The organism is Methylocystis sp. JAN1 (assembly GCF_052186135.1).
GTDB lineage: Bacteria > Pseudomonadota > Alphaproteobacteria > Rhizobiales > Beijerinckiaceae > Methylocystis.
The window spans coordinates 3,112,444-3,126,317 of sequence record NZ_CP181499.1 but is presented as its reverse complement, the minus strand read 5'-3'; the positions used below and the strand labels follow the sequence as shown (position 1 = coordinate 3,126,317).

Below are 13,874 nucleotides of genomic sequence, written 5' to 3'. Positions count from 1 at the left end.
CCCGATCAGCGCGAGGACGAGGGCGCCACGCGCGGCGCCTCGGTGCGCGTGACGATGGAGAATCCGGGCGCGTGATCGCCGTCGTTCGTCTCGGCGTAGACGTCGGCGACGACGCGCGTGACGAGACCTTCGAGGTCGGCAACGGTGATGGACGGGCGAACGAGGCGCCTGCGGGGGCCGCGCTTGCGATGCGCGGCGGGATCGTTTTGCGGCAACATGGTCTTTGGCCCTTTTCAGGGCTGCCGCGTGGGGAAGCGAAAAAGTCCTTTCGGGGCTTGCGCCTTTCCGCGCGATCGCGCAGACTCTCTCCCATCCCCGACGCGACAGCGTCGTGGTCGAAGGGCCGCCCGGGCTTTTCTGGGGCACAGCGGACGGCTTGGATTTCAAGGGCGCCTCGGGTCTGCAAACCCGGGGCGTTCTTGCGTTCAGATCATCATTTCTTCTTCGGTCACCTCCTTGGCGCCCGCTGCGATGGATTCAGCCTCGCCGGAGTCGATGAATAAATCCAGGCCGCTCGGCTCCAGTTGCGCCGGTCTGCCGGCCCTCGATTCGCATCCGACCCGCTTCGCGACTGGCTTCGTGAGGGGTCGAGATTTTTTTTTCGACGTCGCTGCGCGAAGGGTCGTTTTCGCCTTTCCGACGCCCTCCGCCGGATTCGTTGCTCCAAGAGAAGCGAGTCGCGGAACATCAATCATTTCCAGCGTCGCGTACGAAGCACCCTCGAAAACCCAAGGAATCCTGCGAGTCGCGGATCGACCGTTTTCGCGCTCATGAGCCGCCGTCCGACATCGAATGGATGACGCGCGACAGCGGGAAGCGGATGACCTCGCCGGTCCTGCCGTTCTTGGCGCGCTTTTCCGCCTCCTCGAGCACGACGCGCCCGATGGCGACGAGCGCGGCGCCGGCCGCGGCGCGGAATGCCGCGTCGCCCACTTCGAGGCGCACCTGCCACAGGCGCGCGAGGATTTCGTCGAACAGATCTTCGGAAGTCATGCTGCAACTCCATTCCGTTGAAATCGGAGCCGGCGCATACCGGCCCCGGGTCGCGTCGGACGTCAGGGCGTCCCGGCGGATCCCTTGCGGGCCCGAGGCGCCGATGGCTTCGGCTTCGCGACGAGCGCCGCGACGTCGTCGCCGGAGAGGAAGCGCCTCTCGACGAGCGCGGCGGCGATCCTTTCGACCTCCGCCCGCCGCCGGCGGACGATGTCGAGGGCGAGCGCGTAGAGCCGCCGGAGATCCGCCTCGACGACGTCGCGAAGCTTCGTGTCGGAGGCGAGCAGGACCGACGGATCGTCGTGATGGATCAGCGAGAACCCGAGTCCCTGCGCCGCATGCGCGCGGGCGAGCATTTGCGTCGCGCTCGCGAGATCGGCGACGGCGCTCGCGGAGACCTCGCCGAACGCCGCCTCCTCCGCTGCGCGGCCCGCCAGCGTCGCCACGACCTCTGCGTCGAGATCCGCGCGCCGTCCCAGCCCGTAGAGCGTCTGGCGCACGAAGGTCCCGCCGGCGACGGGGCCGCGCTGGATCAGCGACACCGACTCGATCTCCTGCCCCGCGGCGAGGAACGCCACGGCGTGTCCGGCTTCGTGGATCGCGATCAGCCGCAGGAAGTCCGGCGGCCTGTCGTCGGGCGGCGCAATGGCGCGCACGATGTCGTCGAGCGTGAGATCCCGCCCCGCAGCGCGCGCCGCGCCGGCGGCGTCCCTGACCCATCTCGCCGCATCGGCGGGCGTCGATCCCGGCGCGGCCAGACGGGCCGCGGCGACGAGGTCCGCATCGGCGCCGCTCAACGCGTCGCGCAAGTGGAAACGCATGACGCGCGCGAGGGAATCCGGACCCGGCGGCAGGATCGGAATCGCGCGCTCAAAGCGGCCTGCCCGCACCAAAGCAGGGTCGAGCAAGTGGAAGTGATTGCAGGCCCCGATCAGAAAGACGCCGTCGCGGGAAACCGCGTTGTTGTCGGTCAAGGTCAAGACGTGATTGCACGCGGGCATCCAAAATCCCCGCTCGCGACTCGAGAGTCGCGCCCGGTCGGGGATCGCATCCAGCTCGTCGATGAACAGCACGCTCGGCGCGGCGGCGCGCGCCGCGTCGAAGGCGCGTTGCGAGGCTTGGATGACGTCCCCGAGATGGCCGTCCGACGTGTTGAACCACTCGCCGCACGACGTCACGACGATGGGCACGCCGAGCGTTCGCGCGACTGACTTCGCGAACAGGGTCTTCCCCGTCCCCGGCGGCCCGAACAGCACGGCAGATGAAGGCACGTCGCGCCAGCGAATCCTTCCGGCCTTCCAGCCGGCCATGTCGTCGACGCATCTCATCGCCCAGTCGCGCGCCTCGCCGTCGTAGCCCGGCAGCTCGGAGAGCGGCGGCGTGTCGTCGGTCGCCGCGACCCGCGACTTCGCCTGCGCGAAGGCGGCGAGGCTCCGCAGGACGCCGGTCGGCCCGGCGCCCGGTCGGAACGCCGAGACGACCTCGTCGAAGGAGAGTCCGCTCGCGTCGGCGCCGACGTCGCGGCGCGGACGCCGTCCGGTCACGCGCGAAACGATCCCTCGCAGGGTGGCGCCCGAAGGCGCGCGGACGGCCAGATGCGCGTCGGCGACGGTGAGCAGGACTGACGGCAGATAGCGCGCCGGCGTCTGCGAGATCCCGATCACGGATCGTCCCCGCGCGAGCGCGGCGGCGACCTCGGCGCCGCCCTTGTCAGGACGATGCTCCGTCTTCCTTGTGCCGTCGTGGGCCAGCACGGAAGCCTCGGGCGCCACCCGCCGCGCGGCGTCGGCGATCGGATGCACCCAGTCGGCGCCGGGGACCGTCACGACGACCGCTCCCCTGCCGGCGGTCAGGCGCCGCAGCGTCGACCGCGGCAAGGCCGCCCGGAGACAGGCGTCCGCGACCGCCCTTCTAGGATCCGGGCGAATCCGGATTTGGTCGAAGGCGGGGTAGTCGTCGTCTTGCGCGCCATCGGAGGACGCCGCGATATCGTCGAGCACGGCGAACACGGGATCGCGATCGCCGCCGTTCTGGTCGTCGGAGCCCGCGGGAGACAGCGACGCCAAGCCCGACGGCCTGTCGCTCGGATTGGGATCGTCGCTCATTGGTCCCTCCCGCGCGCGGCGCCGGCGGGGCGACCGATTCGATAGAAGCGCGAAAACGTCCTCGCCCATCCGGCGTCGCAGTCGATGGCGAAAAGCTCGGAACTGACGATCCGCCGATCGCCAAGAATCGGATGTCCTGTCGCGATGCCCGCGAGGGCGGGGCGCATGCGCGGGACCACGACGAAGCGGTCGAGGAACGGCGCATCGACGAGATCGGCGTCTGAAGGCCCGCCGTCGGCGAGGATCCGGGCGAGGTCGTCTGACAGGGACCTGGTCCTGATGATCAGGTCGGCGATGTCGGCGTCGAAGATGAATGGATTGCTCATGGTAACTGCTCCTGCATTCCCCGCGACGGGGCGCCGGCGGGGCTGAAATCGGTCTTGGCGTGATGCGCGTGTCCGCGCGGATCGGCAGTCAGTGGAAAGGGGCGGGAGCCCGGCTCGGCGCGATCAGGCGACGCGTATCCGTTTGCCGGGCAGGCGTTCTCGTTTGGGAAGAAGCTCGCCGGCAAGTCGCCCGCGGATCGGACGCGCGGCGATGGTCGGCGACGCTACGGCGCCGACGGTGACGATGGAAAAGGAGGGAGAGGAAAAGGACATCTGAGGACGCTCACTCGAAACGCGTCCTCCGAACACGCTATCCGTTGCGGGCTTCGCGGAGGACGAACGAAGCCGGGCGGCTGCCTTTAAGCAGCCGTTCGAGGCGTTTGCGTTCGACGCGTATGGTGAGAGCGGTGTTCATGGGAGCGAGAATAGGAACAGAAAGAGAACAGAGTCAAGCCCGCTTTTCGAAGTTTTTTCGTCAAATGCAAAGCGGCATGGTTAATGGGCGTCGATCGCGCGGATTTCACGGACGCCCTGGAATTTTATGGAGATTCTTCGAATCGGTTATTGGCGAATCATCGAACGCATGCGACTCTGATTCCGGGGCATGCCAGCTATCTGGCTATCTGGAATTCCAAGATGGGAACATCGAAGAAGGAGGCCACGGCCAAGACGACAATCCGCGTCCGCACCGACGGTCGGAAGTCGCTTCTGGTCTATCTCGACGCCGATCTCATCAAGGAACTCAAGAAGGTTGCGTTGGACGATGAAAGGAATGCCTATGAGATCGTCGAGGATGCCGTCAGAAGTTGGCTTGCACAGCGGCGCACGAAAAAGCGTACGCTCAAGTAACCCATAATCATTGCAACAGGTAACAATCCATCTCGCTGCTTAGGAAGCGCAAATGCCTCTTCAGACTGTCCGCCATCTTTGTAAAGTGAGCGACCTCGTTTCTCAAGACGGGCTGGTCGATCAGATCGCCAACCTTGAGGATCTGCCGAGGATCGACCCCGACGCCTTCTTCCGGCGGAACCACTTCACCGAGGGGCTGCGGACCTTGGTCTATAATGGGTTTGAGCGCCTGTCGGGCCGGTCCGATGGCGGTGCCTTTTACTTGTCGCAGTCGATGGGCGGCGGCAAGACGCACAGCCTCATCGCTTTCGCGCTCCTTGCCCAGAACGAAGGTCTGCGTAAGCGAATCCTGCAACGCAGCATGCCGGGAGTCGCAGAAGGCGCTACCTTCGGCGCTGCCAAGGTTGTCATTTTCAACGGCCACCAAAACCCAGCGAATTTCCTTTGGGGACACATCGCGGACAAGCTCGATCGCCCGGAAATAATGGCGCGCTTTTGGCAGCACGGCGCCACGGTCCCCGGAGTCGATGAATGGATTAAAACAATTGGTGACGATCCGATCGTGATCCTTCTGGACGAGCTTCCCAGCTATCTCCAGATGGCCGAAGGCCAAAAGGTCGGAAACTCCACTCTTGCCGATATCACGATCGGCGCCTTGGAACGTCTGTTCAACGCCCTCTCCCAGCTTCCGCGAGCCTGCGTCATCGTTACCAATCTGATGGACGACGTGTTCGCCGAGGGTTCGGCCAAGTTGAAGACCCTCATAAGCACTCTCAACAAGCAATATGGAAAATACGCGCAAGCGATTACGCCGGTCCAGCAAAACTCCGGCGAGATCTTCGAGATCATTCGCAAGAAGCTGTTCGACGAGCTTCCCGGCGCCGATCTGATCGAGGAAGTCGGTCAGGCATATGTGGATGCTTTGAATCAAGCCAAAAGGGTGGACGAGATCACCCTCGTGCCGGAGACGTTCATCTCCCGCATCCGTGAGACCTACCCTTTCCACCCTTCGATCCGCGATATCGTTGCGAGGTTCAAGGAAAACCCTGGATACCAGCAGACCAGAGCGCTCATTCGAATCCTCCGCCTCGCGGTCAGGAACGCTTGGAAGTCGGACGAGAGCATTTTCCTCGTCGGGCTTCAGCACTTGGATTTCAACCACGCGGGGACGATCGAGGAGATCAGGAAGATCAATTCCTACTTCATTAACGCGATCTCCAAGGACATCGCCGACAGGGGCAATTCGCTCGCTGAGCAGGTGGACGCCGCGGACGGCAATTCGACGGCGACGTCCGTTTCGAAGCTGATCCTGATGTCCTCCCTGTCCCTCGCGCAAGATCCGATACTCGGGCTGCGCCGCAATGAGATCATCGAAGGGCTAGTCGACCCCCTGACCAAGACCGCAGAGATATCCAAGGCTCTCGACAAGGTGGTTGAGAATGCCTCTTATCTTTTTAAGGGTGTCGACGAGCGCATTTACTTTGGACAGACGGCCAACGTCACTTCAGAGATCAATGAGACGGCCCTCAGCCTCGCCGAAGAAGTGGTCGACCAAGAACTCCGTAAGAAGCTGGAGGTCGTCTTCAAGCCGACCGGCAGGAAGCTATACGGCACGATGTCCATTCTTCCGTCGCTCGACCAAGTCGAGGTCGCCGAGAGCACGGTCACCTTGGTCGTGCTCGAACGACCCGCGCAACAGTTGCCTGCGGACTTCAAGGCGTGGTGGGACGCTCTCGACCGGCAGAATCGCGTCTTGGCCCTCACGGCGGACATGAACGCCGTGGGCACGCTGCGGAACCTTGCGCGCCAGATCCGGGCGATCGAAATCGTTGGCAGGGCGATCAAGGCCCGTCCGGACCGCGCCGCGACGCAGGTCAAGGAAGTAGAGGCGATCGAGACGCGGGCGGCCAATCAGTTCCTCTCCGCTCTGCGCGAGACTTTCAAGACGATCGTATTCCCCACGGACCGTGGCATGCGGGAATACGGCGACTTCGAGATGGCCTTCGACAACAACGATTATTCCGGAGAAGACCAGATCGTCGACGTGCTCGCCAAACGGGGCAAATACATCAAGGCGGAGGCCCTCGATTCCGAAATCGATCTGCTACGCGCCGAGGCCGAAGAACAGCTCTTCGATGCCGACGCGGTCCCGCGCGGCGAACTCCACCGCAAGGCCGCCGCCCGCGCGGGCTGGTACTGGCTGCCGCCCAACGGACTCGACCACCTCATCGACGAGTGCTGCCGCAGAAAATATTGGCGAGAGCGTGAGAGGTCGGGACTGATCGAGAAGAAGTTCGAGCGCGTCGCTTCCGTCAGCATTCGATTGGAGGGATCCCTCGACGAGGCTTTGGAGCGCGGCAGCTACCGGTTGACGGTGACTAGGGAGGACGCCGACACGGTCTTTTTCTCTGAGAAAGGCGCGCCGGACCCCAAGACATCCGGCAAGGTCTCGGGGACGTCGTTCGAGACCTCGGCTCACAAGGTCTGGTTTCTCGCTGTGGATTCCAAAAAGGAGGCGAAGACAGGCGAGCCTTACGTATGGGAGGCGCCGATCCACCTGCGTGCCGTGATGGCCTCCACGTCGGGCGGGTACAGACTTGAGACCTTGGTCATTCCACGCGCTGCGGAAATCCACGCGACATTCGATGGTCGCGAAGCCAAACGCGGACCGGTCGTCGCGAACTCCGCGATGCTCCCTCCGGGCTGCGCCATGGTTCGCGTCGCCGCCACCATCGATGGAAGATGGTCTACGGAGCAGACGATATCCATCGGGTCCGGCCTAGGCCCCGGACCAGGCGAGCCGGTGAAAGAGCCTGAGGATAACAAGCCGGTAAGGCTGAAGGAGAGGATCGGATCGAAGTCCACCAAGGACGCCTATGATCTCATCGCCGCGTTGCGCGAGGCTCAAGGCGCGAAGGTTTTCGGTGGCCGGATCGAATCCGGGCGCAGCGACCAAGACGACGGCTACATGGATACGACCTTCGGCGGGGCGATCGGACTGGGCGCTGATGAGATCGAGAACATTCTCAACACGCTCGCCAAGGAGGCAGGCTTCAAGGCGGAACGCGTCAGTTTGGCCTTCAACGAGACGGCATTCATGACGGGGAAGGACTTCAAGAATTTCGCTGACAAGAGGGATCTCGACTACGAGACGCTCAAGTGGGCGCAGGACGAGGTCGGCTAAGGGGAGCTCCATGTCGGGATTCGACTGTAACGATTATTATCTCGAGCACTGCTTCCTTGTGCAGGTGCCAACCAAATCGCGAGACACCGTCGATTTCTTCGAGGTCTTCGGTCGACAGCCGGGCGTCACGGAGAAGGAATGGAGTCCAGAGGTCGTCTTGCGGGCTCAACTCGACAAGGCGAAATGGGATGCGATCTCGGGCGAGGTACGTTTGGAGTTCAATCGGCGCCTGAAAGCGGCGCGTCGCAAGCCTGGGAAATGGTCCCAAGGCGCCAACGGAGTGCAACGCCTCTTGGGCAAGGAGCTTGTGGTTCTCGTCTGGGCGATCGAGCAGGACGACGTGAGCACCGAGATGACCGAGGTCGCGATGAAGAACTGGCTGGGGCTGAAGCCGGAGGAACGCTGGTGGCTCTACACGATGACGGCGGCATCGACAGGATTCGCCCATCAGGTAGGCATGGGCTGGCGCGACGCACTCCGAAAGGCGCTCTGCTTTGGCACGCGCAAGGACATCTTCTCGCTCGGGGCCCTCACCACGCGCGGGAGGCTGCCGCCGCGGGTCAACGATGGACATAACGCCGCGCCGGACGCGGACCGGCGCAAGATAGAATTTGCGGCCCTGCGCGCGATCGGACTCGCAGCGCGCGAGGCGTTCGCGTGACCGGGACCGCCGAGATGAACAAGATGACCCCGACCAAATCGAAGATCGTTCCGTTTTCCCTGAAGGACGCTCCCTCGTTCATCGAGACGCAATTTCCAGTGAACCGAGTATCTGCGGAAGCGTATAAAGAACGCAAGGCCATCCACGGTCAGGTTCTCACTTCCTTAGGTTCGTATTGGAAGGGGCGTAAACCTCTCATACTTGTCCGCGCTTCAATCCTCGGTGTACTGTTGCCCGCAACGGACCGCCCACTGGAAGACCTGCGTATTTTTCTGCTCCTGATGGGCATGGACGATACGAGCTTCAAAAAGCGGATCCGTAAGGTGAAACCTGCGGACGTCGATCCCGCTTGGTCGCGGTACGCCGAGGTCATCAATGCGAATGGCTCGCCGGCATGGCGCAGGGACGTCACGCGAGATGAGCGTTTCTCGATATTGAGCGAATGGCTGTTGACTTTGCCGTATGGCAAGCGGCTGGCATATTGCCTCCGCCCAGAGGAATGCAGCGAAGATCTGTATCAAGGCATATGGCCCAAGGTCAACGCGCACTTGGGGACTGCGGCGAATTCGATCGATGAACTCGTCGACCAGCTTGGGCGTATGCGCTTCGGCCACCGCCCGAGAGTGGCGGACACATTTGCCGGCGGAGGCTCCATTCCATTCGAAGCCGCCCGCATCGGTTGCGATGCTTGGGCTTCCGACTTGAACCCGATAGCCGGCATGCTGACTTGGGGAGGCATCAAGGTTATCGGCGCGGGTGCAAACGTTCGGGGGGTGATTACTGCCACCCAAACCGAGGTTGCCGAAGCGATCAAAGACGAGATTGCGAAGATCGGGGTCGAGAAGGATGCCGAAGGCAGGCAAGCGAAGGCTTACCTCTACTGCGTGGAAGTGCGCTGTCCGAAGACCGGCTATCTCGTCCCGTTGGCGCCGTCATGGGTGATCTCAAAGAACCTGAGGACGGTGGCCAAGCTGATTCCGAGGCCGGATCGCAAGGACTACGAGATCAGGATCATAGTCGGTGCGACCGACGAGGAGATCGCGGCTGCCGAAGTCGGAACGTTCGTCGATGACAGGGTTGTCCATCCGGCCAATCCGAACCGAGATGGCGTGGCCATCTCCGTCATACGCGGTGACCGCAAGAACGAAGATGGGGTCAACGTCAATCTTCTGAGAAAATGGAACGTGGACGATTTCGAGCCGCGCGAGTCTGACATATTCCGGGAAAGGCTTTACTGCATTCAATGGTTCCGTCAATTTGACGATGTTGAACCCGAAGAGGATGCCGACGACGAGGATGGGAGTGAGGAGGACGCAGGCCCTTCGACCTTCTTCGCGTCTCCTACCGCGCACGATTTGGCCAACGAGAAACGGGTACGAGACCTCGTCAGAAAGAATCTTAAGGCATGGCAGAAAGCTGGCCTTGTTCCGGATGAGGAAATCACTCCGGGCCAGAAGACAGACGAGCTTATCCGTACACGGGGCTGGACCTACTGGCATCACCTGTTCCTGCCACGCCACTTGTTGTTTGCCTCGATAGCAATGAAAAAGATCACAAAGATTGAGAATCAAGACACCAAGGGTGCGTTGCTGATCAACTTCTGCCGCTCCTTGAATTACATGTCTCGACTGACACAGTGGATGGTCCGTACTCCCACCCCGAAGAAGCCAGCCGATGTAGTGAACCACGTGTTTTACAACCAGGCATTCAACACATTCTATAACTTTGGCTGCCGATCGTCGGTAGGTTTGCTTCCTTCGATCAGGAAAGCCGCCCCTGCCGTCTCTGTCGCTGGCACCTCAACCATCGTCGCCCTGCCGGCCTCTGAAATTAACAAGGATCACGACGTTTACGTGACAGATCCGCCCTATGCCGACGCGATCAATTACCATGAGATAACCGAGTATTTCATCGCGTGGGCGCGTAGCGTCGGAAAGAAAGTATTCCCGGATTTCACTTGGGAATCGCGTCGACATCTCGCGATCAAGGGTGTCGACGAAAAGTTCCGCTCCGAGATGGTCGCCGCCTACAAGGCCATGGCGGCACACATGCCGGATCATGGCGTTCAAATCGTCATGTTCACACATCAGGATGCAGGGGTCTGGGCAGATCTTGCGGCAATCATGTGGGCAGCCGGACTTCGAGTCACGGCGGCATGGAATGTGGTTACGGAGACCGAAAGTTCGACGAAAAAGGGTAATTACGTTCAAGGAACAATCCTGCTCGTTCTCCGTAAGCGTCTTGAGAAGCGCAATGGTCGGCGCATGAACATAGAAGGGGAGATCGAGGACGAGGTGAAGGCGCAACTCGATCGGCTCAATGCCCTTGGCGAGGACTGGACTGCGGAGCGACTTTACACGGATGGCGATCTCCAGTTGGCCGCCTATGCGGCGGCTCTTCGCGTCATCACGAACTACGAGACGATCGACAGGAAGGACGTCGGGGCGGACGTATTCAGAAAGCTGGCCAAGGGTGAAAAGACAGTCATTCGCGACTTGATCGAATACGCGGCTTCCGTGGCCAATAACATGCTTGTCCCCGACGGGTTTCCGAGAAATCTATGGAGGGAGTGTGACCCGCATTCGCGTTTCTATGTTCGCATGCTGGACATGGAGTCAAAGGGTTCGATGCGTTTCGCGGACTATCAAAACTTCTCGAAGACATTCGCCGTGGAAAATTACACGGACCTCATGGACTCGAAACAGGCGAACAAGGCTTCGCTCGCGGGCGCGGCCTGTCTGAAGGGCAGCCTCCTCGGCGACACCGGCTTTGGCGTGACGCCATTGCGCCGGGTTTTGTTCGCCGTCTTCAAGACTATGCAAAAGGACGATCCCAAGGATGGTCTCGCCTTCTTGCGGACAGAGCTCGGCCCGGACTATTGGGGTATGCGCCTGAAGCTCGTAGAGTTCGCGCGGTACATCTCCATAAAGACATTCCGCACCAGACCGAAGGAAAGTGAAGCTGCGGACTTGCTCGCGCAGAAGCTCGAAGTGGATCGCGTCTGAGCCATGACGGTAACCCGGCATTCGTCCCGACTCGCTCCACTGAAGGATGTCCTCGCCGACCGTATGTCGCGCGCACGCCGATATTTCAGAATCGCGGGCTATTTCCGCTCATCGCTCTTGGAGATCGTCGAGGAAGAGCTGAGCCAGATCGACGAGATCAAGGTCGTGTGCAACGGCGAACTCGATCCCAACGATGTCAAGGTCGCCAAGGCCGCAGCGGAGGGGCGCGACGCCGTGGCCAAGGCGCTGATCTCCCGGTGGGAGCAGGACCAGACTTCGCTCGACAACCTGCTTTCCAAGGATAGGTATCGCATCCTCCACGACCTTCTCGCATCCGGGCGGATGCAGGTCAGGGTGGTGCCGCGGGACGGCAAGAACGTTTTCGTTCACGGGAAGGCCGGGATACTCGAATATCGCGAGGGCGGCTCCACGGCGTTCGTCGCCAGCATGAACGAGAGCGCGACGGGACTTCTGCACTCCTACGAGATCGTTTGGGAAGACGATGACCCCGAGGCCACGGTATGGGTCCGCGAGGAATTCGACTATTTTTGGAACCTTGGCGTCGAACTCCCTGAAGCAGTGGTCGAGCATATTGGCTCGGTGGCTCGGCGAGTCGAGTACCGGTCAATTGAGGAGGCGCGCAACGCGGGCGCGCTCGACAATCCGGCCTCGTCACTGGTCGAAAGACCGATCTACAAGGGCGGCCAGATCTTGCGCCCTTGGCAGAAGCGTTTCGTTCAGACCTGCGTTGATGACTGGCGGCTCTACGGAAAGGCCCGCTTTCTGATTGCCGACGACGTCGGGCTCGGGAAGACGCTCTCCATGGCGGCTGCCGCTTTGGTGCTCGCCCTTCTTTCGGGAGGCGGCGTGCTCGTCTTGGCGCCGGCGACATTGACCAGGCAATGGCAAACCGAGCTTCAGGACATGCTGGGTCTGCCTTCGGCAATTTGGTCCACGACCCGGAAACAGTGGATGGACGCGCGGGAGTTCGCCATCTCCCCGCGTGGGGACGCTTCCCAAGTAGCGAAATGCCCGATGCGGATCGGCATCGTGTCGACCGGGCTCATCATCAATGGCGATGACGAAGGCGAACGGTCGTTCCTCGAGAAACAGCATTTCGGGGTCATAGTGCTTGACGAGGCGCACAAGGCGAGAGCCGACCGCACAGGGGAGGACGGCGTCCGGAGCGGTGAAAACCGCTTGATGGAGTTCATGGAAAGAATCGCAGTGAATGCCCCCAGCGTAATCTTGGGAACGGCCACGCCGATCCAATTGCGCGCGGTCGAGCTATGGGATCTCATAAACATCTTGGCTCACGGCGCCCCGCACGTCTTGGGGGAGTCTAGCAACCGGCCTTGGGGCACGGACGACTCCATAGGCTACCTCACAGGGAGAAAGGCTTGGCCCACCGACCAAACCGATCGGTGGGCGCTTCTTCGCAACCCCATGCCCCCGAGTTCCGAGCACCGTATCTTTCGCAACATCCGCGTCGGACACGGCCTGCGAGAGGATGCTGTCAGGGGCCCGCGTTTCGACGAGCTGGCGCGCGCCATTCGCTCCGATGTCGCCCTCGAATTCGAGCAGATAGTCAAACAATCGAATCCCATCGTCAGGCGCGTCATACGCCGATCGCGCGCGATGCTGGAAGACGCAAAACTCATCAAGAAAATAGAAGTCGTCGTTCATCCAAACTCCGAAGACGAGATCCCGACGAGGCTTTTCAATGGTCAAGGCCTCCGCATGGGCTTTAGTTTCGGCGAAGCTTACAGGGCCGCGACCGAATTCTGCGCGCTCTTTGCCAGTACGCGCCCTCGCGCCGGTTTCATGAAGACGATACTGCTCAGGCGCATCGGCTCCTCCGTCATGGCGGGATTGAACACTACGCGGGCTTTATTGGACAAAAACCAAGAGGGATTGGCCGATGAATTCGAAAGCGATCTCTTCATGGAGACCAAGGGCCGCTTGGTCCTCACCCCCGCTGAAGAGCAGTTGCTTCGCGAAGTCGAGAGCCACCTCGCCTCGATCGTGGAGCGCGACGAGCTTGATCCGAAAATCGACCTGATCATTCGTTTTCTCGACGACGGACATTGGTTGGAGCAACACGGCTCGATAATCTTCAGCCAGTTTTTCGACACTGCGGAATGGGTGGCCAACAAGCTCGCAGCTAGGTTCCCTTCGGAGCCCATCGCCATGTACGCCGGGGGCAAGCGCTCGTCCGTCATCCAGGGCGAGGAGCGCCGCCAAGCGGAACGGGACGACATCAAGGAGAAGGTCCAAGCCGACAAGATCAGGCTGCTGGTGGCGACCGACGCCGCTTGCGAGGGATTGAACCTCCAAAGGCTCGGCGCGCAGATCAATGTCGACTTGCCTTGGAACCCTTCGAAACTCGAGCAAAGGAAGGGGCGCGTGCAACGCATTGGCCAATGGCGTAATGCGATCCATGTGATGAATTTGCGGTATGCCGGCACGGTCGAGGATGAGGTCTACACCGCGCTTTCCGACCGTTTCTCCGATATCTTTGCCGTGCTCGGCCAGCTTCCGGACTCCTTTGAGGACGACTGGGTCGCTGCTGTGCTCGAAGGCCGGGAATCGGTGAGGTATTTCCCAAGCCGGGTACAGCTCATCCAGCCGCCGATGGAAAAGCGGTATTGGCGCGACATCGCTGACGACGAAGGCCTCGATTGGGAGTCAACCGAGCGTATTCTGTCTTCGCGTGATATTGAAGAATTCATGCGGAAGGGCTGGTGAATC

The 13,874-nt window shown here is 61.4% G+C and carries 10 protein-coding genes; 5 read left to right on the top strand and 5 right to left on the bottom strand.

Annotated features, from left to right (window positions below; all coding sequences use genetic code 11):
- Positions 1-5 precede the first annotated feature (5 nt).
- From ACNHKD_RS14940 to ACNHKD_RS14920, 5 genes are all read right to left on the bottom strand, one after another.
- Positions 6-218: a hypothetical protein gene (locus ACNHKD_RS14940; RefSeq protein ID WP_442754273.1), complete on the bottom strand. Its 213-nt coding sequence runs from the start codon at positions 216-218 to the stop codon at positions 6-8.
- A 550-nt stretch (positions 219-768) separates the two neighbouring features.
- Positions 769-993, bottom strand: a complete 225-nt coding sequence (locus tag ACNHKD_RS14935) for a hypothetical protein (protein WP_442754272.1) — start codon at positions 991-993, stop codon at positions 769-771.
- A gap of 62 nt (positions 994-1,055) precedes the next feature.
- Positions 1,056-3,098, bottom strand: a complete 2,043-nt coding sequence (locus ACNHKD_RS14930) for an AAA family ATPase (protein WP_442754271.1) — start codon at positions 3,096-3,098, stop codon at positions 1,056-1,058.
- Complete coding sequence (locus tag ACNHKD_RS14925; protein WP_442754270.1) at positions 3,095-3,424, bottom strand: DUF6634 family protein; 330 nt, start codon at positions 3,422-3,424, stop codon at positions 3,095-3,097. Before ACNHKD_RS14925 ends, ACNHKD_RS14930 begins: the two co-directional genes overlap by 4 nt.
- A 123-nt stretch (positions 3,425-3,547) precedes the next feature.
- Positions 3,548-3,697: a hypothetical protein gene (locus tag ACNHKD_RS14920; protein ID WP_442754269.1), complete on the bottom strand. Its 150-nt coding sequence runs from the start codon at positions 3,695-3,697 to the stop codon at positions 3,548-3,550.
- A 225-nt stretch (positions 3,698-3,922) separates the two neighbouring features.
- Between ACNHKD_RS14920 and ACNHKD_RS14915 the strand changes: the two genes are divergently transcribed.
- Genes ACNHKD_RS14915 through ACNHKD_RS14895 form a run of 5 tightly spaced genes read left to right on the top strand, consistent with a single transcriptional unit; the run spans position 3,923 to position 13,871 of the window.
- Positions 3,923-4,273 (top strand): hypothetical protein, encoded by a 351-nt coding sequence (locus ACNHKD_RS14915; RefSeq protein WP_442754268.1) that lies wholly within the window; start codon positions 3,923-3,925, stop codon positions 4,271-4,273.
- A 52-nt stretch (positions 4,274-4,325) separates the two neighbouring features.
- The gene (locus tag ACNHKD_RS14910; protein WP_442754267.1) at positions 4,326-7,457 is read left to right on the top strand and encodes a DUF499 domain-containing protein; all 3,132 of its coding nucleotides are present in this window, start codon (positions 4,326-4,328) and stop codon (positions 7,455-7,457) included.
- Between the two features lie 10 nt (positions 7,458-7,467).
- Complete coding sequence (locus ACNHKD_RS14905) at positions 7,468-8,118, top strand: DUF3780 domain-containing protein (RefSeq protein WP_442754266.1); 651 nt, start codon at positions 7,468-7,470, stop codon at positions 8,116-8,118.
- Between the two features lie 14 nt (positions 8,119-8,132).
- On the top strand, positions 8,133-11,123 hold the full coding sequence (locus tag ACNHKD_RS14900; RefSeq protein ID WP_442754265.1) for an anti-phage-associated DUF1156 domain-containing protein: 2,991 nt from the start codon (positions 8,133-8,135) through the stop codon (positions 11,121-11,123).
- A gap of 3 nt (positions 11,124-11,126) precedes the next feature.
- Positions 11,127-13,871, top strand: coding sequence for a helicase-related protein (locus ACNHKD_RS14895; RefSeq protein WP_442754264.1), 2,745 nt, complete (start codon positions 11,127-11,129; stop codon positions 13,869-13,871).
- Positions 13,872-13,874 lie beyond the last annotated feature (3 nt).